Consider the following 22,666-nt stretch of genomic DNA (forward strand, 5'->3'; position numbering starts at 1 on the left):
AACGACCGCGGTAATCAATCATTCGTATTTACCGGTCGATCATCATCATTCCTACCGTTATCCCTGCCATTATTCCTATCGTTATTCCTATCATTTTCGTCACTATTATCCTTTGAATCATCCCCATCATCTTCTTCCGGATTAATTAAACCATCGACTCCGTGTACATCACATATTTTAGTTGGTACCCGCATATTGTAATCCGCTGTTGAAGGCGATGCATACGACGACTTCAGCATTACCCGGGTGATTCTCTCCGGGCAATACTCGTTGGGTAATAAGCCCGAGGTGGCACACACTTCAACTAATACATGCGTATCGTCGTATTTGGTCGGTTCGGTACCGGATGCAAAAAGATCAGTTACCATATGTTCCGGCGGTGTATTGGAACCGGGTCTAAGCCCTGATTTACTATCCACGGTGGCTGATATTATGCCCTGCGGCCTGATAAAATCATGAGACGGAATCCTTTGGTGCGCCTGACTCATAACTTCTCGCCATATTTTAGCGGGATAGGTGCCCCCATAATCTTGGGGCATCTTTACAGGAATGTCGTACCCGATCCAGACCACCCCTACTAGATCCTGCGTATAGCCGGCAAACCATATATCCTTGCCCTCATCGGTGGTACCTGTTTTACCGGCTGCCGGGCGCCCAATTTGCGCGCCGGTGCCGGTACCGTATTGGACAACCGATTTCATCATATCGGTCATTAAATAGGCAGTGGTTTCCTTCATGACCCTGCGGGGGGCAGGTTCTGCTTCAAATAAGGTAGTGCCGTTATAATCCTCCACCCGTAATATAGAAACAGGGCTGTTATAAACTCCAAGGTTGGCAAAGGCAGCGTAGGCTGCCGTTAATTCCAGCGGGGTTACCCCATACGTTAGACCGCCCAGCGCTATGGCAGGTCCCGTTGGCTCAATGTTAATGTTCATACGGGCAGCAAACTCAACAGCATTGGAAATTTTTACGTGATCCATTAAGAGTTTGACAGCCACAATATTTACTGAATGGGTCAGTGCAGTGCGCAGGGTTATTAAGCCCCGGTAGCCGCCCCCTGAGTTACGCGGTGCATAATTGCCGTAACTACTATAAGTCACCGGTGCATCGTTAATGACAGTGGCTGGTCCCATACCCTTTTGGTCAATGGCCGGGCCGTAAGCCAAAATTGGCTTAATGGCCGAACCGGGCTGTCTCGGAGACATAGTGGCCCTGTTCAGCGATCTTTGATGGGTGTGTTCACGGCCTCCTATCAACGCTTTAATTTGACCTGTTTTGGGCTCCATAATCACCATAGCCCCCTGGGGTTGTAGCACATCATTGCTATCCCTCTGGGAGGCCGGAAAATTGGATTGGTTGGCCATTGCTTTTTCCGCGTAGGTTTGAATTTGCGGATCAAGGGTAGTGTATACTTTCAATCCACCTTTAAATACTTTTTCTTCGCCAAACTGCTCTACCAGTTGCTCGGTTACATAATCCACGAAAAATGGATAGGGGTACTTATTAACATTGGGATCACTATTTTTTAATTCAAATTCCTCGGCCTTGGCCTGTTGGTAATCTTCTTCGTTAATAAAGTCATATTGGTACATGTTATCCAGGACCTGGTTGCGATGTGACATGGCCACATCAAAATTTTGATAGGGTGAATAATTGTTGGGTGATTTGATCAGTCCTGCTAGCAAGGCGGCCTGGGCTATCGTCAAATCACCGGCATCCTTGCCGAAGTAAGTTTGGGCCGCGGCCTGTATGCCGTAAGCCCCTTCACCAAAATATATCCGGTTAAGATACATGGCTAAAATTTCTTCTTTGGAGTACCTGTTCTCCATTTTAAGAGCCAGGATAGCTTCCTGAATCTTTCTTTTAATGGTTTTTTCCGGGTTTAAAAATGATAATTTAACTAATTGCTGGGTAATAGTGCTGCCGCCCTGGAAATTGCGGTCCGCGCCAAAAATATGCATCGCGTCGTTAATAGCGGCACGGGCAATAGCTTCAATTCTAATTCCGTGGTGCTCATAAAATAAATGATCCTCAGCGGCTAAAAAAGCTTCTTGGACATGTAACGGGATCTGGCTTAATGAAACTTGGATCCGATTCTCGACACCAATTTGGGTAATTAGTTTATCATTGTTGTCATATATCTGGGTGGTGGTGGCCGGTATTAAGTTCTTTTCATTAAATGCAGGCAGATCTTTTAAACTTATCACTAGCAGTCCTGCAGCAGCGCAGGCCGAGATTAAAAAAAATACTAGCAATACAAGCAATGTAAGCCTGGTGGGATTAAGTTTTCTTTTTTTACGTTTTTTCTTTGTGGTCAAATAATATTCCCTCCCTTAGGGAATTCTACATCAGTTTATTCAACGCAATTATAACATAATACTAACAAAAGTATTAGCACAGAAATTGGCACCTTGTAACTGATATTGTATATTTGATATAATTTACAAATTGAGGCAATGGAAAGGAGTTATTGATAAAATGCTCAGCGTTGATAAACAGATGGAAATAATTAAAAGAGGCGTCGTTGAAATAGTGCCTGAAGAAGAGTTGATTACCAAGCTTAACAGATCAGTAAAAACGGGTGAACCTTTACATATTAAATATGGTGCGGTACTTTGAACTGGTTACCCCGAAAATATTCGGTTTTTTTTTTGCGTCTGATCCATATAGATATAACATAACCATTCGAAGCGGGGGGAAGCAAGGGGACGGTTGCTCTGCTTCCTGGTATCCTGGGGGTGAAATGGTGTTTAAAAAAAGAAGACCCTTTAAAAAATTATTCCTTATTGTATCATTATTTTTTTTAATGTTAACGATCTATTTTTTCTTGGATACGCGGGTGCGCCCTACTCTTTTTTCCATTGCCGAGATAGAAGCAACCCAGATGGCTGTGGCCGTAATTAATCAGACTGTGCAACAAGAAGTATCCGGCGGCGATATTGATTATCAGGATTTCATTACCGTGCACCGGGATTATAACGGGCGAGTGGCTTTAATGCAGGCCAATACAGTATGGATAAACCGGGTTTCCGCTGATATTACATTAGAAGTGCAAGAGAAATTGCAGGGTTTGAACGCGAAACAAATATCTGTGCCTATGGGCCAGCTATTAGGCAGTTATATTTTTGCTGACATGGGACCACATATTAAAATTAATATTCATCCAATGGGTACAGTTAGCGTAAATGTATTGGACCGTTTTGAACAGGCCGGTATTAATCAGACCAGGCATAAAATATACTTGGATTTTAGTACAATGGTGCGGGTGGTAATACCGCTGCATAGCGGTGAGGTTAAAGTTGCGACCAAGGTGCCCGTGGCGGAAAGCATTATTGTGGGGGATGTCCCTGAAGCTGTAATTAACATACCGGGAGGTATATTAGGGGTAGATGGCAAGTAGTAGCTGGTGAGAATTATAGAAAAAATAGCATTAAAAATGTATTTAACAGTGTATAAGATTCGATAAAAAAATAATAATACCTTATATGGTGGTTAAAAAAGTATTGACAGTGGGGTGTGTAACTGTTAATATATAAAAGTCGCTGTGAGCCGCAAGGCAAACCATGAAGTTGATTAGAAAAAAGTGTTGACATCATGAGTCAAAAGCGATATAATTAATAGCGTCGCCAAGTTGAGCGACAGATATAAGCGGTCCTTGAAAACTAAACAGTGCAAAGAGATGGAAGTTGGACGATAAGTTCAACAAACCAAACCTCGTCAAGCAAAGCTAAAAGCGCAAGCTAATAGCAAACGCAAGAAACGAGTAATTCATTAAAGCGAGCAAAGATTAAACTCTATGAAATAAACGGGGACAGTCCTGCGTCTGGTTCAACCAGGCCTAACAAGCAGGAGAACATCCCCGAACAATAAACTTTTATGGAGAGTTTGATCCTGGCTCAGGACGAACGCTGGCGGCGTGCTTAACACATGCAAGTCGAACGGGGTTTAGTCGAAAGTTTACTTTTAGCTAAACCTAGTGGCGGACGGGTGAGTAACGCGTGGATAACCTGCCCAATAGCCTGGGATAACGCCGGGAAACTGGTGCTAATACCGGATACGTTCATTGAACTGCATAGTTCGATGAAGAAAGGTGCAAACCGCTACTGGATGGGTCCGCGTCCCATTAGCTAGTTGGTAGGGTAACGGCCTACCAAGGCAGCGATGGGTAGCCGGCCTGAGAGGGCGACCGGCCACACTGGAACTGAGACACGGTCCAGACTCCTACGGGAGGCAGCAGTGGGGAATCTTCCGCAATGGGCGCAAGCCTGACGGAGCAACGCCGCGTGAGTGACGAAGGTCTTCGGATTGTAAAACTCTGTCCAAAGGGAAGAAGAAAGTGACGGTACCTTTGGAGGAAGCCCCGGCTAACTACGTGCCAGCAGCCGCGGTAAAACGTAGGGGGCAAGCGTTGTCCGGAATTACTGGGCGTAAAGGGCGTGTAGGCGGCTCTACAAGTTAGAAGTGAAACCTATCAGCTCAACTGATAGCCTGCTTCTAAAACTGTCGGGCTTGAGTGCAGTAGAGGGGAGTGGAATTCCCAGTGTAGCGGTGAAATGCGTAGATATTGGGAGGAACACCAGTGGCGAAAGCGGCTCCCTGGCCTGTAACTGACGCTGAGGCGCGAAAGCGTGGGTAGCAAACAGGATTAGATACCCTGGTAGTCCACGCCGTAAACGATGGGTGCTAGGTGTTGGGGGTATCGACCCCCCCAGTGCCGCAGTTAACGCAATAAGCACCCCGCCTGGGGAGTACGGCCGCAAGGCTGAAACTCAAAGGAATTGACGGGGGCCCGCACAAGCGGTGGAGTATGTGGTTTAATTCGACGCAACGCGAAGAACCTTACCAGGTCTTGACATCTCCTGATCGCTGTAGAAATACAGTTTTCTTCTTCGGAAGACAGGAAGACAGGTGGTGCATGGTTGTCGTCAGCTCGTGTCGTGAGATGTTGGGTTAAGTCCCGCAACGAGCGCAACCCCTACCTTTAGTTGCCAGCATGTAGAGATGGGCACTCTAAAGGGACTGCCGTTGACAAAACGGAGGAAGGTGGGGATGACGTCAAATCATCATGCCCTTTATGATCTGGGCTACACACGTACTACAATGGCCGGTACAGACGGAAGCGTAGCCGTGAGGTGAAGCGAACCCGATAAAGCCGGTCCCAGTTCGGATTGCAGGCTGCAACTCGCCTGCATGAAGTCGGAATCGCTAGTAATCGCAGGTCAGCATACTGCGGTGAATACGTTCCCGGGCCTTGTACACACCGCCCGTCACACCACGAAAGTTGGCAACACCCGAAGCCGGTGAGTTAACCGTAAGGAAACAGCCGTCGAAGGTGGGGTCGGTAATTGGGGTGAAGTCGTAACAAGGTAGCCGTATCGGAAGGTGCGGCTGGATCACCTCCTTTCTAAGGAGAAACTCGAAGTTCGAATACGAACCTCGATAATCCTAGGTCGGACATCTCTAAAGCACTGTTTGGTTTTGAGGGACCCAATAAATAGTTGGTGTTTACACCAACTATTTATGACTAATCTCTCAAAAAAACGTTCCTTGAAAACTGCACAGCGAAAGCAAGCAAGTATAAATAAAGCACAGGTAAAAACACAAGACGCCGAGACCAAAAGGTCAAGCTAACAAGAGCGTACGGTGGATGCCTGGGCGCTAAGGGCCGATGAAGGACGTGGTAAGCTGCGAAAAGCTACGGTGAGCCGCAAGCAGGCATAGACCCGTAGATCTCCGAATGGGGCAACCCGTTACCAGTAACGAGGTAACATCTTATGCTGAATCCATAGGCATAAGAAGGGCACCCGGTGAACTGAAACATCTAAGTAGCCGGAGGAACAGAAATCAACCGAGAACCCCCAAGTAGCGGCGAGCGAACCGGGGCCAGCCTAAACCTATTTTGCGTGCAAAATAGGGGTTGCGGGACTCTCATAACGGACTAATAGCCTTAGCCGAACCCGCCAGGAACGGCGGGCCACAGAAGGTAACAGCCCTGTAGGCGAAAAGGCAACGAGTTTAGAGAGCATCCCAAGTACCGCGGGACACGTGAAACCCCGTGGGAATCAGGGAGGACCACCTTCCAAGGCTAAATACCCTTAGCGACCGATAGCGCACAAGTACCGTGAGGGAAAGGTGAAAAGCACCCCGGGAGGGGAGTGAAACAGAACCTGAAACCGTACGCTTACAATCAGTCAGAGCACAATTAACGTGTGATGGCGTACTTTTTGTAGAACGGACCGGCGAGTTACATTTAGCGTGCCAGGTTAAGGCTGACAAAGGCCGTCAACCGCAGCGAAAGCAAGTCTAAAAAGGGCGCACGTAGTACGCTGAAGTAGACCCGAAACCGGGTGATCTACCCATGTCCAGAGTGAAGCGGAAGTAACATTTCGTGGAGGCTCGAACCAACCGTCGTTGAAAAGGCGGTGGATGAGGTGTGGGTAGGGGTGAAATGCCAATCGAACCCGGAGATAGCTGGTTCTCCCCGAAATAGCTTTAGGGCTAGCCTTGTACAAAATACCCGGAGGTAGAGCACTGAATGGGCTAGGGGCCTTCACCGGTTACCGAACTCAATCAAACTGCGAATGCCGGGCTATTAAAGTACAGGAGTCAGACTGCGGGTGCTAAGATTCGTAGTCGAGAGGGAAACAGCCCAGACCGCCAGTTAAGGTCCCTAAATCGTGCTAAGTGGCAAAGGATGTGAGGTTGCCCGGACAACCAGGATGTTGGCTTAGAAGCAGCCACCATTTAAAGAGTGCGTAATAGCTCACTGGTCAAGTGACCTTGCGCCGAAAATGTAACGGGGCTCAAGCACGATACCGAAACTGCGGCAGACTGTGAAATTATCAATACACCCAGATATACAGCGCAAAACATTTTTGCCGTAAATATCAATAAAAAATAAAAAAGAAATTTACGGCCAAATGCCCCAAGGGCTAAAGCGCGTAAACAAGGGTCTGTTGATAATTTCACAGACTGGGTAGGGGAGCGTTCCCATTGGATTGAAGCTATACCGTAAGGAGTAGTGGACTAATGGGAAGTGAGAATGCCGGTATAAGTAAGCGCAAAGGCAGGTGAGAATCCTGCCCGCCGAAAACCTAAGGATTCCTGGGGAAGGCTCGTCCGCCCAGGGTAAGTCGGGCCCTAAGCCGAGGCTGAAAAGCGTAGGCGATGGACAATCGGTGGAGAATCCGATACCACCTTAAAGCCGCTATTAGGATGGGGTGACACAGGAGGGCAAGCCAAGCGCGCGGTTGGAAAAGCGCGTCCAAGCCCGTAGGGCGAACTGCAGGCAAAACCGCAGTTCATAAAGCCTGAGAGGTTATGGGGAGCGAAAACAAGTAGCGAAGTGGCTGCACCCAAACTGTCAAGAAAAACCTCTAACGAGGCTATAAGGTGCCCGTACCGCAAACCGACACAGGTAGGTGGGGTGAGAATCCTAAGGCGCGCGAGAAAACCCTCGTTAAGGAACTCGGCAAAATGACCCCGTAACTTCGGGAGAAGGGGTACTCCGCTAGTGTGAAATCTAACCAGATGGAGCATGAAGGAGTCGCAGAGAAAAGGCCCAAGCGACTGTTTACCAAAAACACAGGTTCCTGCTAAATCGCAAGATGACGTATAGGAGCTGACGCCTGCCCGGTGCTGGAAGGTTAAGGGGAGAGGTTAGCGCAAGCGAAGCTTTAAACCGAAGCCCCAGTAAACGGCGGCCGTAACTATAACGGTCCTAAGGTAGCGAAATTCCTTGTCGGGTAAGTTCCGACCCGCACGAAAGGCGTAACGATTTGGGCGCTGTCTCAACGAGGGACTCGGCGAACTTGTAATGCCGGTAAAGATGCCGGCTACCTGCGACAGGACAGAAAGACCCCGTGGAGCTTTACTGCAGCTTGACATTGGATTTTGGTATTGCATGTACAGGATAGGTGGGAGGCTGAGAAGCCAGGGCGCCAGTTTTGGCAGAGCCACCGTTGGGATACCACCCTTGTGATATTGAAATTCTAACACCAGAGCCTGAATCGGCTCTATGGACAGTGTCAGGTGGGCAGTTTGACTGGGGCGGTCGCCTCCCAAAAGGTAACGGAGGCGCCCAAAGGTTCCCTCAGCGCGGTTGGAAATCGCGCGCACAGAGTGTAAAGGCAGAAGGGAGCTTGACAGCGAGACAAACAAGTCGAGCTGGGACGAAAGTCGGGCTTAGTGATCCGGCGGCATTCGCGTGGAAGAGCCGTCGCTCAACGGATAAAAGCTACCCCGGGGATAACAGGCTTATCTCCCCCAAGAGTCCACATCGACGGGGAGGTTTGGCACCTCGATGTCGGCTCATCGCATCCTGGGGCTGTAGTAGGTCCCAAGGGTTGGGCTGTTCGCCCATTAAAGCGGTACGTGAGCTGGGTTCAGAACGTCGTGAGACAGTTCGGTCCCTATCCGTCGCAGGCGCAGGAAACTTGCGAGGAGCTGTCCCTAGTACGAGAGGACCGGGATGGACGGATCACTGGCGTACCAGTTATCGCGCCAGCGGTAGCGCTGGGTACCCAAATCCGGACGGGATAAGCGCTGAAGGCATCTAAGCGCGAAGCCCCCCTCTAGATAAGGTTTCCCATCCAGTTAATGGAGTAAGACCCCTGGTAGACTACCAGGTAGATAGGCCGGGCGTGCAAGCACAGCAATGTGTGCAGCGGACCGGTACTAATAGGTCGAGGGCTTGACCTGATTTTCGGTAGTCAATAATAGCATTACTTGATGATAATAAAACTTGCTAAGCTGTGCATTTTTGAGGGAACAATAAGTTAACAAAAAGGTGCCAGGCACCTAAAAAATTAACTTAAGCTCCTGACAATTTTATAAAGTTTTCCGGTGACCATACTGGAGAGGATACACCCGTTCCCATCTCGAACACGGAAGTTAAGCTCTTCAAGGCCGATGGTACTTGGGCTTGTCCCTGGGAGAGTAGGTCGTTGCCGGAATTAATTTTAAACACCCCCCCCTGGTTCTGTGCCGGGGGGGTTGTTTGCTGTGGGGTCAGGCTTAAACTTACTTAAACTAGCCTGAAACCCCGGGTTCATATCTCCAGTTGTATTTATTGATATCCAGTAAAAAGACATTGTATCGATAGTTATGAGATATCCGAACGAATGTCGCTTTTCGAGTAAGTCGTTTAAAAAGAAAAGAAGCCCAAGAACCAACGACCTCGAAGAAATTAACTTGTTGACATTTAGATTTTTAAGTCCATGTTTATATACCAACTAATCCCATGTCTTGGAGCATATGCAAGCTCAAGTGCATCTTGTTCATTTATGGGTAACCCGACCGTTCCTTCTGCACTTAATTTTTTTAGCAAAGAGCTTCCTCCTCGGTTACTAATTTAATTGCTTGCATAGCGTATCTAACTCCTGCTGCAAATTAAAAATGTAAACTTACATATAAGGTAAGGGTTAACAATTGATTGATAAGAATCTCTTTATTTTTAATATTACCAAAGTATATAAACATTGTAAACCTAATATATGTATGAGGTTAACAATTGCAGTTGAATAAAATCGACCTCCACAAAAGCTGAGAGGTATGGGAAGCACCAGACATTTTAAATATTTATTAACAATTAGTTGCCTAAATAGTGTATTATGGTTTAAAGGGGTTTAAATAATAAATATAGAGCTAAAGACGAGGTTTTAAAAATGATGTTTTCGTTAATTGGTGTGGGAGCAGTAGTGGTTGTTGTTTTTATCGTTTTTATAGTCACTGGGCTTAAAGTTGAAACGGACAAGGGGGAGAAAGACGTGATTAAAAATGTTTATATATATTTGGTGCTATTTGCTACATTGATGATGACCATCGGAGGAAGTGTAGGTGCTTTTATGGCGGTTGCTGATATAGTCTCACCTGTTCCCTACTACCAAACTTTTGAGGAGTTTAAACGTTTTGATAGCGAAAAACCCCGTACTGGTATAGAGACAGATGAAAAAGTAAACCTGACGGAAGAAGAGCTAAAACAACAATACGATGCAATGGTGTTAATGGAGAAGGAAAGGCAAGTTAACAGAGCTAAGAATAACCTTATCAAAAGTTTTGGCTGGATCATCATTCCTTTACCAGTTTTTGTGTATTTCCAACGTCGTTTAGTTAATAAAGACATATAAATATGGCTGCTCCGTTTTGGCTTTAAAATAAATATAGTAGGAAAAACTTGGTGGTCGTTGCCGGAATGCACTCCCTTGGTTATGTGCCAGGGGAGTGCTTAATTATTTATTGGAGAGATGACTGTATTGCCTGATGGATAAAAGATAGAGCTATCACTTTCGGTTTTAAAGTTTCGTCTCTCATGCGGGTATGAACCGTGTAATGTTTAGTAATAGTAATAGTAATAATGGGCAACAAATTAAGGGGGATGCATATGCAGCGGGATTACAGAGAAATACCTCTTTGGGAAAATGTCAGCCTTAAGGATTGGCAGGATTGGCGTTGGCAAATAACAAACCGTATAACATCCTTAGATGAACTGGAACAAGTAGTTCACCTCCAACCGGATGAAAGGGAAGGCATCAAACGCTCCCTGTCTACCCTTCGCATGGCCATTACTCCTTATTATGCCTCGCTAATGGACCCGGATGATCCGGACTGCCCCGTGAGGAAACAAGCGGTACCGCTGTCCATGGAGATGCAGGATGGAGAACATGAGATGGAAGACCCCTTGCACGAAGATGTAGATTCTCCGGTGCCGGGCATTACCCATCGCTATCCTGACCGGGTACTGCTGCTTATTACAGACCAGTGCTCCATGTATTGCCGTCATTGCACGCGAAGACGTTTTGCAGGCGTCCACGACCAACAGCGCCCCATGCGGAAGTTGGAGGACGCGTTGAATTATATCCGGCAAACTCCGGTGATCCGGGATGTACTGCTTTCAGGGGGAGACAGCCTTTGTATTAATGACGATCACCTGGAATTTTTATTGAAAAGCCTGCGGCAGATTGATCACGTGGAAATTATTCGCATTGGAACGCGTACGCCGGTAGTAATGCCGCAGCGTATTACAGAGAATCTTTGTAGAATAATTAAGAAATACCATCCTGTTTGGCTGAATACTCATTTTAATCATCCACAAGAAATCACCCCCGAGGCGAGGGACGCTTGCGCATGTTTGGCGGATATAGGTGTACCTTTGGGTAACCAAACTGTTTTACTGAGAGGAGTAAACGACTGCCCCTATGTCATCAAAGATTTGATGCATCAACTTTTGAAAATGCGCGTACGGCCTTATTACTTGTACCAGTGTGATATATCCTCCGGGATTGAACATTTCCGCACCTCGATAGCCAAGGGGATAGAAATCATAGAACTTTTACGCGGGCATACATCCGGCCTGGCAGTGCCGACCTATGTAATTGACGCTCCCGGTGGAGGCGGTAAAATTCCGGTTGCTCCGCAGTATTTGATCTCCCAGTCAGAGGAAAAGGTTTTGCTCCGGAATTACGAAGGGGTGGTCTGTGCTTATCCGGAACCGTCTGAGAAGGGTAAATCCTGCGTGGATTGTGACAATTGTGAACGTTTAAGGAAAATTGACCCAATTGGACTGGAAAAATTGTTTGCCGGTAACAAAATAAGTTTGATACCTAAGGGAAATATCAGAGAAAAGCGCCGTCTTCAGCATATTAAAGGATGCAACTGAAAGGGGAAGTAACATGGAAAGACTGGTTACACATGAAGCCACGGAACGAGCCTGCTGCAGCTGTAACAGGGGGGAGTACGTTAATGAAAAGATTATAGAAAATGATAATGATGGTAATTATATTGAAATTTTAATTGATCATACCAATGAACGCTTAAAGGTTTTAGATTATACGGTGCATGATTGGAAAAAGGTGCTATGTTATCTCGAAGAGGCTGCCTCTATGAATCGATCGGGTAAAATTATATTTTACGTTCGGGGTACAGAAGATATTGCGTTAAACAATCATGGTTATGTCCTGGAGGGAGTCATTCCGGCTTTTTTCCAGGGAGAAGATGCATTATGTTATTCCCGTTTCGCTAATCCCGAACGCTCCTATAGTTTGAACTGCGAACAGGAGGAAGAGTTATTAAAAAAAATTCAGAAGGAAAAAAATCCGGAAAGCATCAATGAATTGCCAGAAGGCTATACTGCCCGAAAAATTTGTAATGAACATGTTAATGAATTGGTGGAATTGTATAGGAATACATTTAGTAGTTATCCCAGTCCTTTGCTTGATATTGAGTATGTACATAATGTAATGCAGACTCATGTTACCTTTTACGGGGTGTTTGTTGGTGATATTTTGGTCAGCGCAGCTTCCGCGGAAGTAGATCATCGAAACCGCAACTCTGAGATCACTGACTGTGCCACATTGCCGGAGCACAGGGGAAAAGGACTGCTAAGCAACTTAATAATGCTGCTGGAAAAAGAGATGTGGGTCCAAAAAATCGCTGCCTTATATAGTCTTGCCCGGGCCGGGTCTTATGGAATGAATGCTGCCCTGTGTCGGCTTGGTTATGAGTATAAGGGGAGATTTATTAACAACTGTCATATTGGCGGACGCTATGAAGATATGAATCTCTGGGTAAAGAATATAAAGATATAGCAAAATGCGTAAATATCTATAGATGATATAACTGCCCGAAGTTTCAGCATTATTCAAACAACTATGTGGGTATAATTATGCATTGTTACTTGATTAAGACCTTAACATTATATCAGCATTAAAATTTCTTTATCCTCCCAGAGTCTCCTCCAATGTTGGCAAGTTAATAAATATATCAATATGTATAGAGGGTGCAAAATAGCAGAAAATATATACCATAAAAATCTAAGGGAGGTTGCTATGCACCACAGGGTTAAAATTCATTACGATAACAAAAACGGTTTCTTGGAGCCGATTATGTGGGTGTGGGTAAGTGACGGGGCTACTTTGGAAAGGGAAGTGGCTCCCAGCGGCAGTGATGATTTTGGGGTTTATTATGACCTGTCCTATAACCGCAGCAGTTTCAACTTTATATTTAAGGACGGCCAAGGGGAGGACGTTCCATGGGAAGAGGACAAATTTAACAGATCATTTCACGCGCATCTGGGGGAAGAAATCTGGTCCATGTCGGACAGACACAATATTTATAATGTTCGACCTGCATCCCCAGTGGGTAATATTAAAGATTATTACCGCCGAATCAGCCACCTTGTCCCAAAAGGAAATTTTTATCTTCCCGAAACTGACGTTTCCGGTCTTGGTATGACCTCAATGCTGGGAGCGAATACATTGACGGATGGGACTGTTGTTTTCGGCTTTTTTCATCCTCGTGCGGCAAGAGTCTACCTGGTTGGTAATTTTAACGATTGGCAGTGCCCCGCGCATCCTCTACCGCAGCCGGATAAATTTATTCCTATGGATCTCTATCAGGGTTATTACTACCAACCCAATATTTGGCTGGCCAGAATTAGTCCTGATACGGATTCCCCTATTGAATATAAGTTTTATATCCAGGGCGGTACGGTTGAAAATGAACGTTATGTAACCGACCCCTATACAAGGTTGTTTAGTGATGATTATAAATATCGCAATGCCGTGGTGGTAGACCCGACGAAATTTAAGTGGACCGATCAGGAATGGAGAACTCCGGATATTAAGGACTTGATTCTTTATGAATTAAATGTTTATGGTTTTACTGATAACGATCCCGAAATACCCGAAGATATGCAGGGAACATTTAAGGGAGTAACCCACCGTATCAAGAACGGCTATTTTGATAAGCTGGGTATAACCGCGCTGGCACTCATGCCTACGGCAGAAGTGCCGATGAAGCAAGGACTTGGTTACGAGCCATGCACCTTCATGGCTGTGGAAAAAGACTTTGGTACTCCCGATGATTTTAGGGAAATGATTAATGAAGCACACCGGCACGGCCTTGCCGTACTTATGGACCAGGTTTTCAATCATACCTCTAACGACTTTAATCCTTTATGGAACCTCATTGACGATGGGTCCGGTGATGGCGGCTTTTATTTTGCCGGTAAGACAATGTGGGGCAATAAAGTGGCCACGGGAAAAGACGAAGTGGATAACATGCTCATTGATTCCTGTAAACTGTTTATTAAGGAATACCATATTGACGGTTTTCGGTTTGATGCCACCCACAGCTATTTTTTAAATCATAAATTGCTGCACCGGTTGGCCCACGAAATTAAGGATAAGGGTTTCAAACTTGATGCTATTCTGATTGCTGAAAACTTACCCAATGAAAAAGACCTAAACATAGAAGGATATAACGGCTATGCCCAATGGTCCAATCTTTTTCATGATAAAGTAAAGGCTTTGCTGCGCGAGGGGGTATTCGAGGGGGTAGATAATGGAACGGATAACCTGGGCAGCATGATTTATTTCAGCAAAGACAGATTCGCAGCCCATACCAACAATGTTATTAATTATTGCGAAAGCCATGACGAAAACAGCGTTCAGTTTGAGGTGGCCACCGGCGGTGAATATTTGCAGGACCCCAAAATTAAAGAAAGAAAAGCCCGCCTGGGGCTAATGACCACCATGGTAGCCCTGGGACAGCCAATGATCTATATGGGGCAGGAATATGGCGTTGAGAGGGAGAGGAATAGGATTAAAGTAAGGTGGAGTAAGTATGCCGATGACAACAATAGCTTTTACCAGTGGGCGAAGGCTCTGATCAATCTTAGAAAAAGGTATGAAGCGCTAAGGCTTAGCGGTTATAATCCCATCGATGAAGGTAAATTTAACTGGCTGGTAGGCCCTTGGATGAGCGACAACAAGGGCGGCAAAAAAAGGGTTATTGGGTGGAAAACCAACAGCGGCAATGCTTCCCAACAATTGCTGGTTATGCTTAACTTTGAAGGGCACGATGTTCCCGTGGATGTTCATTTTGACCCGGGGCGGTGGATTAAACTGGGTGACATTGATCACATTGACGACCTACCGCCTGTTGGTAACAAAGATCCATTGGACGCAGACAGCATTATAATCAGCGATAACATGCCGGCACAGCACTTTGTGCTGCCTCCTTACAGCGGATTTATCTATAAATACCAGCAGGCCTGAACTACCCCGCCCCTTCAGGGCGGGGCATTACGGCGGAGGAGTTAAAAATTTGCCAGCAGAGGTGACCAAATGAAAAATGTATATGTAATAATGGCTTTTCATGCTCATGAACTGCTTTGGGATCTGCCGGAAACCCTATTAAGTTACCTGGATGAAGAAAATCCCATGAAAGAATCTTTTTTAGACGAAAATTATCTTAAAAAAAGGAAACAAGAGGGGCGTGATATCTACTCCCTATGCAGCAAAATGGGGGAGCGCCTTGGCGCGCCCATGTGCGTTGAATATACCAATGAGCTTTTGGTCCAGGTTAAAGACGTGATGCCACGGGTATTTGACCGACTTAAAAATGATTACAGCAGGGGAAGGCTCTACCCGATATACGGTCACGCCCATCATGCTCACGCTTCACTGCTGCGTCCCGAAGAAATTACCCAGGAAATTGTTTGGAACAGGCAGTACCTACATAACTGTATGGAGGTGCCTTACCCCAAGTATAACGGGCTGTTTCCGCCGGAAGATTCTCTGGTGTACGGGAAAATGGAAGCAATAGAAAGAGCAAATGTTGATTATGTCATATTCCCCCATCTTGACGAAAATAAGGTGCCATTTGAAATTATAGGTGAAGGGGATTGCATTTATAAGCCATTTTTAATTCGTACCAGTCGGAAGAACATTATCGCTTTACCTCGCAATTTCCCTATATCACAGGAGATTTGGCGGCCAATTACCAAGATAAAAAGGGATGATGTAAAATCCCAGGGGTACATGCTGGGTGACTTTCCTGTATTTGATAATGAATATCTATACGGGGAGCAAGAGGAGTATCCCATCGACATGGATACGGGAGTGGACATTTATAAGGAAGTGCTGCTTCGCGAACTAAAAAAAGCACCTGAAAATGGTTTGCTGCTGTATGTCCAGGATCTTGAGTTGATGGATTTTGGTGATATCGCCCTGGAAATAATCGAAAAAGCCTGGCAGGAGATACTTGCCGAACATGGTGACAAGTACAAGGTGCATTTTGTTACTCCTGACCGTTATATCGATGAGGTGTTGGCTCGTGAAGGGGTTGAAAAACTTCCTGAAATCAAGTTTGACCGAATTACCTGGGCGCCTGAAATAAGACTCATCTTGCGGGCTGACGGGCACTATCCTCCCCTGGGTGTTACCGGTGTGGGAGGTTATGATACGCATAAAACGGGGATATATGAGCACCCCCATGTTTTCTGGGAAAATGGTAAATATTTCTGTGGTATATTTGATAATTTACTTGATAACTTGGGTATATCCACAAATATTTCGGTTAACGTGGAGCGATTAGGTGAAACCGGGTATGACCTGGCCAGGGAAAGCCCCGATAGCCAGGCGATACTATACCTGCGATTGATGAAAAGGGCATGCAATTGGGGTTGGAGACCGACGGAAGGAAGGCAAAAGCGCCCATGTTTACTTGGGTATCTGCTGGTTGATATTTTACTGGGCAAACTGCGGGAATTTCCAGTTCATCTAATATTAAGCCGGCAGTATAAAATGATCAATCCCCAAAACTTTGTGGGACTTTGTGAAACTCTTAAAGTATTCATTGACAATCGCTTAAACTATTTGCGATACGGCCTGGATCAATATGCTAAGGAAAAAGGGGGGGATTTGCGGGCAGCCTATGCCTTGTTCGAACCTGTTGAGCAATGGAAGGCGTTGGCAGTGGCCAAAGCCAGGGAGATGTTTGTCGTTAACCGGCGGGGTCCGGCTGGATTGCAGGCTTTATTAAAGTTGTTACAGGAATATGCACAGGGTGTATACATGGCCACGGATTATATACAAGCAATATGGTCGGAAAGCCCGGATGCCGAATATCTTGTGGATAAAATGTATCATTACCTGTATGGTATTTATCCACCTATGTTCCCGCCCATGATTGAAAAAATTGATGCCATGAGCGAGCAGGACATTGAAGAATACTTTAACTCCATTGAGCAACGGCAAAATTCCGGGTACCGGGAAGAAATGAGAGTGCCTGTTGGGATGGATCAGCAAGTGGATGACCATGAACCGCTCTTTAAACGATAATTGGTATAGAAAGATCGTTTACTTCGGCACGCAATGGCGATGTATTTCTTTGCCCGGCGTTTAGCGATTGCTAGACTATGCTAAATGCCGGGCCGCTTGTTTTCCAATATAATCATTTGTCCTTTTCGCAAAATACCTTCTTGGGCTTCATCACTCCCACCGTAAGACGCCCCCAGGGAATTGAATATCTCCCTGCTCCGAAAATCCTTGATAGCAACATCGGTGGTTCCAAGGTTAAACAAACCAATTAGTTGTGCATGCTGGTTCCAGCGGGTTATTCTGACCACCTGGCTGTTTTTATCCACTTCCACTTTTAATTTATGCTTATCCAAGGTTTTCAAGATGGGGTGTGAAGTTCTAAAACTGATTAGATCCTTGTAGAAGTTAAAAAGCATTTGGTGCTGACTTTCCCACCGGCTGCGGGGAGTTAGTTTGGAAGTATAAAAGGTTTGCGGGTCCTGGGGGTCAGGTACATTTTCCCAGCTAAACTCGGCAAATTCTTTTTTTCTCCCCCGTGATACGGCCTCTTGCAAAGAGGGGTCCTGGTAATCCGTAAAAAACAAAAAAGGATTCTTTTCCCCGTATTCCTCGCCCATGAAAATCATGGGCAGGTAGGCCGAAAAAAACATCAATCCGGCGGCGGTCTTTAAATAGGGCAATTCCACCAGTGTTGAGAGCCTGTCTCCTCTGGCCCTGTTGCCCACCTGGTCATGGTTTTGAATGGCCACTAAAAACTGTTTTCCCGGGTTGTGGGAACCGTCTGTTCCCCGTGCTTTCCCCCAGTATTTTGAATATGCACCGGTATATAAGTAATTTTTATATACTTTTTCAAAATCTTTGATGTGACCGTAATCCATGTAATACCCTTCCCGCTCTCCGGTTAATACAGTATGAATACAATGATGAAAGTCATCCATCCACTGGGCGTCCATGCCTAAGCCCCCTTTATCAAGGGGAGTAATGAGACGGGCATTATTTTCATCACTTTCGGCGATAACAAACTTTTCTCGATTTTGCTTGTTGGCAGAGTTTTTAGCAACCAGGCTTATTTCCTGGAGAATATGGATGGGACTGTCGTCTTTAATGGCATGAACGGCGTCCAGTCTTAAACCGTCAAAATGATAAATCTCCAGCCAGTACCGGACATTATCCAAAACCATTTTTCTAGTATGCTCATTATAAAGGTCGTCGAAGTTTACAGCCTTCCCCCAGGGTGTTTCGTGTTTGCTGGTGAAATAAGGGCCGTAAACCGGTAAATAGTTGCCTTCAGGACCGAAATGGTTATAGACAACGTCCAGAATCACAGCCAGGTTTTCCTGGTGACAGCGGTCCACTAGGTGTTTTAAATCATCAGGAGTGCCGTAATTGTGATTCACGCTGAAAAGGTTTACCCCGTCATAACCCCAGTTCCACCTGCCTGGAGTTTGAGCCACGGGCATCAATTCGATGGCGTTAACTCCCAATTCCAAAAGATAGTCCAGTTTTTCGGCAACGCCATCAAAAGTACCGGCATCTGAAAATGTGCCTACGTGAATTTCCATGATCACCAGTTCTTCGATAGCTCTGCCTGACCAGTGGGCATCCCGCCATTGGTAGGTTTCGTGGTCGACTAGCTTGGAGAAACCATGCACGCCGAAGGGTTGAAAGTTAGCATAAGGATCAGGGTATTCTTTATCACCGTCTAATTTAAACTTGTACAAAAGGTCTAAACCCATGCCCTCGATCGTACCTTCGATGGTGGTGCCGTAGACATAAGGCATTTCTTCAACCATGGGAAACTCGGTTGTTTTATCGCCCGACTTGACAACTACGGAAACCGCCTGCTTATCGTGGGCAAAAACCTTGAAAGATACGATTCTTTTTTCCCTGTCGATAATATTTGCGCCCATTTTGAACATAGTATATATAGCCCCTTGTGTATTTTTTTCAAAAATAAGTATATCCGTATTAAGTAATAAAAATTAGACAAAAGAGGTTATGCCCATGGAACTTGTAGCAACCGCCGTAAAAAAATATGAAGATTACATGGAGATAATTAACACTGACACTAAAGCACAACTGGACTATTTTGTAAATAAATTGCAGGGAAAAAAGATAGCCATGGTAAATGCTACGTCATACGGTGGGGGGGTAGCCGAGATACTTCACTCCATGGTGCCGCTGGCCCGGGACATGGGGTTAAACATTGATTGGTGGGTAATTAAAGGTGCCGACGATTTTTACAATGTAACCAAGGCATTTCATAATTGCCTACAGGGAGAGGAAGGTATCCTCAGTCCAAAGGATAAAAAAATATATCTTAAATATAATGAATTAAACGCTGCCGCTGTTGATGAATGGGATTATGACTTTATAATCATTCACGATCCTCAGCCGGCGGCGTTAATAGAGTTTATGGGATCAAAAACAAAGGAGGGTGCCAAATGGGTTTGGCGTTGTCATATTGATACCTCAACCCCAAATCCCGATTACTGGCGTTTTTTGTATAATTACATTAAGCAGTACGACGCCTGTATTTTTACAATGGAGGAATTTGTCCAGGAAAAAGAAAGGCTTCGAAACCTTACTTTCATTACCCCGTCAATAGATCCCTTGAGTACAAAGAATGTAGAATTAGATGTAGAAGATGCCAGGCAGATAATAGCCCGATTTGGTGTTGACATCCACAGACCGCTAATTACCCAAATTTCGCGGTTTGACCCTTGGAAGGACCCATTAGGTGTTATTGATACGTACAAAATAGTGAAAAAAGAATATCCCAGCGTTCAACTGGCCCTGGTAGGTTCCATGGCTTCGGATGATCCTGAAGGGTGGGACTATCTGTACCGGACTTTGAGGCGGGCCGGTGAGGACTACGATATCAAAGTGATAACAAATTTTAACGGTGTGTCCAACAGGGAAGTAAACGCATTCCAAACTGCATCCGATGTTATACTGCAAAAATCCCTTCGGGAGGGTTTTGGGCTGACTGTTTCCGAGGGGTTGTGGAAGGGTACACCCGTTATCGGGGGAAATGTAGGTGGTATAAAATATCAAATTATAGACGGTGTTACCGGATATCTGGTGGATACCGTTGAGGAATGTGCCGAAAAAGTATTACGACTGCTGAGAAACCCCACCCTGGCCCAGGAGATGATGGAGGCGGGCAGGGAAAGGGTTCGCCAGCATTTTTTAATAACTACCCATCTTTTAAATTACTTAAAACTATTGGACAAGCTGGAGGGTTGAGTGGGGTAGCTCATAGCATGCATTATGGTCGTAATAGCCTTGCTACAGTAAAGGGATCTGAACTGATAACGCTGGTTGCAAATAACTCCATAGCGCCGAAATCGGCAGTGCGGTTAAATACATCACCGCGGTCCACCAGGCGGACCACTATAGGGAATTCTTTCCAACCGCCGGCGTCTGCTTCTCTCTCCAGAGGTGGAAGGTAGACAGCTACGTTAAAACTTTGTAACAGGGTTTTCTGTTTTAGCCGGTTAAGCACATGGCATACCGCCCTGCCAACCAGACCGAGTTTATCAAAGGTTGAAGGCCCCGGGAGCAATAATATCCAAATTTCCTTTTCCTTAATGGGGGTAAGTAAAGATAGCAGGCGGGATTCGCCTTTGGCCCAACCTAGTCCCAGTGCTTTGTATAGGGCAAACAGATCCTGGAAGTAGTTGTTGCCATATTTACGTGTATACAGGAGACTGCATTGCCGCAACTGTTCAACCTTTTGATAATGGCGTTTTGGGGTCACGGTCAGCTGAAGATGTCCATGTACCACGGAAGAACCGGCAGGCCAAAGGCAGTTCCACATTAGGAAGGGGTAAAGCGTGGCGCTGCTGCCATACTCCCTGGATGCGTAAGACTTCACCTCCTGGAACCATCTGACCGCCACCCGGAAATAATCCTCCACCATGTCCTCGTTGAACCGTAGCGGGTGATGCTCCCGGGGTATGATTAAGCTGTGATAACCGTCATATTTGGTCAGGTTGGCTGCTGTAAGGCAATATTTCCCTCGGATGCGCCCGAAACTATCCCTGGGGGTCCGGTCTTCCGGTGAGCAAAAAGGGCAATCTTGCCGGTGTTCCTCCACCAGGGAATCCAGGTCCCTGTTAGGAAAGTGTGTCATGGGTCGCTTACTCCGGAGGTTATTAAACAATGCCCCTTCTCCGGTTATTAAATTAGTCATCCGTATGATTTTCTGATTTTCCACCTCCGACACGCTTCCAAATTTTTCTTCAACCCAGCTGTGGATACCCGAAACCAATTCATGTTTGCTCTGCAATATATCAATTTCATAAATTCTATTCCATAGAGCATTTTCCCCGGATGGGAGTTCTTCTACCAACTGAGGTAGTTTGAATATAGACATAAAAAAACTCCTTCTTTCAACTATGCATGCGGGCAGCTAATTAATTAATGCTTTTGAGTAATTCTCAAAATAGTATTTGCTAAACATAATTCAATTATTTATTAATTTTGGGACGAATGCGTGCGTAGAAATGATGTCTGGTGGGCAGGAAAAGGGATAGCTTTCATTCAGGCTTTAATTCAGTGTGGTGTACTAAAGAACAGGATCAAGGAGATGGTATGGTTTGTGCTATTTATCACTGCCTCAAGAATTAATTGAGGGAACGTTTATAGAACGAAAAAATAGATTTATGGCTCTGGTTGATTTGGCTGGCAGGGAGGTAGCGGCTCATGTGCCCAGTACGGGCAGGATGCGTGAGCTGTTGGTGCCCGGTGCCATTGTTTATCTTAAACCTTTTAGTGGGGTGACGCGGCGTACAAAATTTACGCTGCTGTTAGTAAAGCATAATGGCATCCTGGTATCCATTGATTCTCTGCTGCCCAACCGACTTTTCCATCATATTATTAAGAAGGGCGCGTTACCGGAATTCAATGAATTTACATTATTACGCCGAGAATTCCCCTACAGGGATGGGAGGATAGATTTTGGGCTTGGATCTGATGACCATTATCAATGCCTGGTGGAAGTAAAATCAGTGACCCTGGTGGAAAAAGGAGAAGCCCGTTTTCCAGATGCGCCTTCCAAGCGTGGTACCAGGCATCTTAAGGAACTTTCACTGGCCCGGAACGAGGGATTTCGGGCAGCGGTTATTTTTATAGTGCAAAGAGAGGATGGAGTTTATTTTCAGCCAAATGACATTTGTGATCCTGCTTTTGGGCAGGCTTTGCGCACTGCTAAGAATAATGGTGTTGAAGTTTATGCTTTAAGCTGCAAGGTGAACACTCAAGAAATAAAATTAAAGGGGCATATACCTGTAAAGCTATAGTTACGAATTATTATTTAATATATGGTAATTGGACATTCGTCAATTGGCGGCTTGAGTTGCTTTTGCTATTCTGCATGTAGAAAGCCGTACCCGGTAGTAATTAATTTACTTAAACCATTGATCTTGTTGCTTATTGTTAAGTTTAGCTGGCCAAAATTACCTGTTGCACAAAAGCCTCCGAAGTGATAACATAACAAATGTCGCTGCCACGGCGGCGGCGCAAAAAACCAAGTCAGGGCAATAATGGTAAGCAATAGT

Annotated in this window: 13 protein-coding genes and 3 rRNA genes; 12 read left to right on the plus strand and 4 right to left on the minus strand. The window is 45.5% G+C overall.

What is annotated here, in order from left to right; all coding sequences use genetic code 11:
- Positions 1–14 precede the first annotated feature (14 nt).
- On the minus strand, positions 15–2,318 hold the full coding sequence (locus DESGI_RS08085) for a transglycosylase domain-containing protein (RefSeq protein WP_006522380.1): 2,304 nt from the start codon (positions 2,316–2,318) through the stop codon (positions 15–17).
- A 160-nt stretch (positions 2,319–2,478) separates the two neighbouring features.
- On the opposite strand from DESGI_RS08085, the gene DESGI_RS24495 reads away from it, so the two are divergent.
- From DESGI_RS24495 to rrf, 5 genes are all read left to right on the plus strand, one after another.
- On the plus strand, positions 2,479–2,619 hold the full coding sequence (locus DESGI_RS24495; protein ID WP_006522379.1) for a hypothetical protein: 141 nt from the start codon (positions 2,479–2,481) through the stop codon (positions 2,617–2,619).
- A gap of 124 nt (positions 2,620–2,743) precedes the next feature.
- Positions 2,744–3,400, plus strand: a complete 657-nt coding sequence (gene yunB, locus DESGI_RS08090; protein WP_006522378.1) for a sporulation protein YunB — start codon at positions 2,744–2,746, stop codon at positions 3,398–3,400.
- A 473-nt stretch (positions 3,401–3,873) separates the two neighbouring features.
- Positions 3,874–5,404, plus strand: a 16S ribosomal RNA gene (locus tag DESGI_RS08095).
- A gap of 216 nt (positions 5,405–5,620) precedes the next feature.
- Positions 5,621–8,700: ribosomal RNA gene (locus DESGI_RS08100) — 23S ribosomal RNA — on the plus strand.
- A gap of 140 nt (positions 8,701–8,840) precedes the next feature.
- A 5S ribosomal RNA gene (gene rrf, locus DESGI_RS08105) occupies positions 8,841–8,954 on the plus strand.
- The 16S, 23S and 5S rRNA genes sit together here, the layout of an rRNA operon.
- A gap of 248 nt (positions 8,955–9,202) precedes the next feature.
- Here rrf and DESGI_RS26035 read toward each other — a convergent pair.
- A complete protein-coding gene (locus tag DESGI_RS26035) occupies positions 9,203–9,328 on the minus strand; it encodes a hypothetical protein (RefSeq protein WP_281168098.1) in 126 nt (41 codons plus the stop codon).
- A gap of 337 nt (positions 9,329–9,665) precedes the next feature.
- Between DESGI_RS26035 and DESGI_RS08110 the strand changes: the two genes are divergently transcribed.
- The 5 genes from DESGI_RS08110 (at position 9,666) to DESGI_RS08130 (ending at position 17,123) form a co-directional block, all read left to right on the plus strand.
- Positions 9,666–10,127 carry a hypothetical protein gene (locus DESGI_RS08110; protein ID WP_006524708.1) on the plus strand — a complete coding sequence of 154 codons (462 nt, stop codon included), beginning with the start codon at positions 9,666–9,668 and terminating at the stop codon, positions 10,125–10,127.
- 254 nt (positions 10,128–10,381) lie between these two features.
- On the plus strand, positions 10,382–11,656 hold the full coding sequence (gene kamA, locus DESGI_RS08115) for a lysine 2,3-aminomutase (protein ID WP_006524707.1): 1,275 nt from the start codon (positions 10,382–10,384) through the stop codon (positions 11,654–11,656).
- A gap of 13 nt (positions 11,657–11,669) precedes the next feature.
- The gene (gene ablB, locus DESGI_RS08120) at positions 11,670–12,584 is read left to right on the plus strand and encodes a putative beta-lysine N-acetyltransferase (protein WP_006524706.1); all 915 of its coding nucleotides are present in this window, start codon (positions 11,670–11,672) and stop codon (positions 12,582–12,584) included.
- Between the two features lie 240 nt (positions 12,585–12,824).
- Positions 12,825–15,056, plus strand: coding sequence for an alpha-amylase family glycosyl hydrolase (locus DESGI_RS08125; protein WP_006524705.1), 2,232 nt, complete (start codon positions 12,825–12,827; stop codon positions 15,054–15,056).
- Between the two features lie 69 nt (positions 15,057–15,125).
- Positions 15,126–17,123 carry a polysaccharide deacetylase family protein gene (locus tag DESGI_RS08130; RefSeq protein ID WP_006524704.1) on the plus strand — a complete coding sequence of 666 codons (1,998 nt, stop codon included), beginning with the start codon at positions 15,126–15,128 and terminating at the stop codon, positions 17,121–17,123.
- Positions 17,124–17,203: 80 nt separating this feature from the next.
- On the opposite strand, the gene treZ is transcribed toward DESGI_RS08130, so the two are convergent.
- Positions 17,204–19,021, minus strand: coding sequence for a malto-oligosyltrehalose trehalohydrolase (gene treZ, locus DESGI_RS08135; RefSeq protein ID WP_006524703.1), 1,818 nt, complete (start codon positions 19,019–19,021; stop codon positions 17,204–17,206).
- 85 nt (positions 19,022–19,106) lie between these two features.
- Here treZ and DESGI_RS08140 point away from each other — a divergent pair, with 85 nt between their 5' ends.
- Positions 19,107–20,351 carry a glycosyltransferase gene (locus tag DESGI_RS08140; protein WP_006524702.1) on the plus strand — a complete coding sequence of 415 codons (1,245 nt, stop codon included), beginning with the start codon at positions 19,107–19,109 and terminating at the stop codon, positions 20,349–20,351.
- Between the two features lie 22 nt (positions 20,352–20,373).
- On the opposite strand, the gene DESGI_RS08145 is transcribed toward DESGI_RS08140, so the two are convergent.
- On the minus strand, positions 20,374–21,483 hold the full coding sequence (locus tag DESGI_RS08145) for a hypothetical protein (RefSeq protein ID WP_006524701.1): 1,110 nt from the start codon (positions 21,481–21,483) through the stop codon (positions 20,374–20,376).
- Positions 21,484–21,706: 223 nt separating this feature from the next.
- On the opposite strand from DESGI_RS08145, the gene sfsA reads away from it, so the two are divergent.
- Positions 21,707–22,408 carry a DNA/RNA nuclease SfsA gene (gene sfsA / locus DESGI_RS08150; protein ID WP_006524700.1) on the plus strand — a complete coding sequence of 234 codons (702 nt, stop codon included), beginning with the start codon at positions 21,707–21,709 and terminating at the stop codon, positions 22,406–22,408.
- The last annotated feature ends 258 nt before the right edge of the window (positions 22,409–22,666 follow it).

This window comes from Desulfoscipio gibsoniae DSM 7213, assembly GCF_000233715.2.
Taxonomy (GTDB): domain Bacteria; phylum Bacillota; class Desulfotomaculia; order Desulfotomaculales; family Desulfallaceae; genus Sporotomaculum; species Sporotomaculum gibsoniae.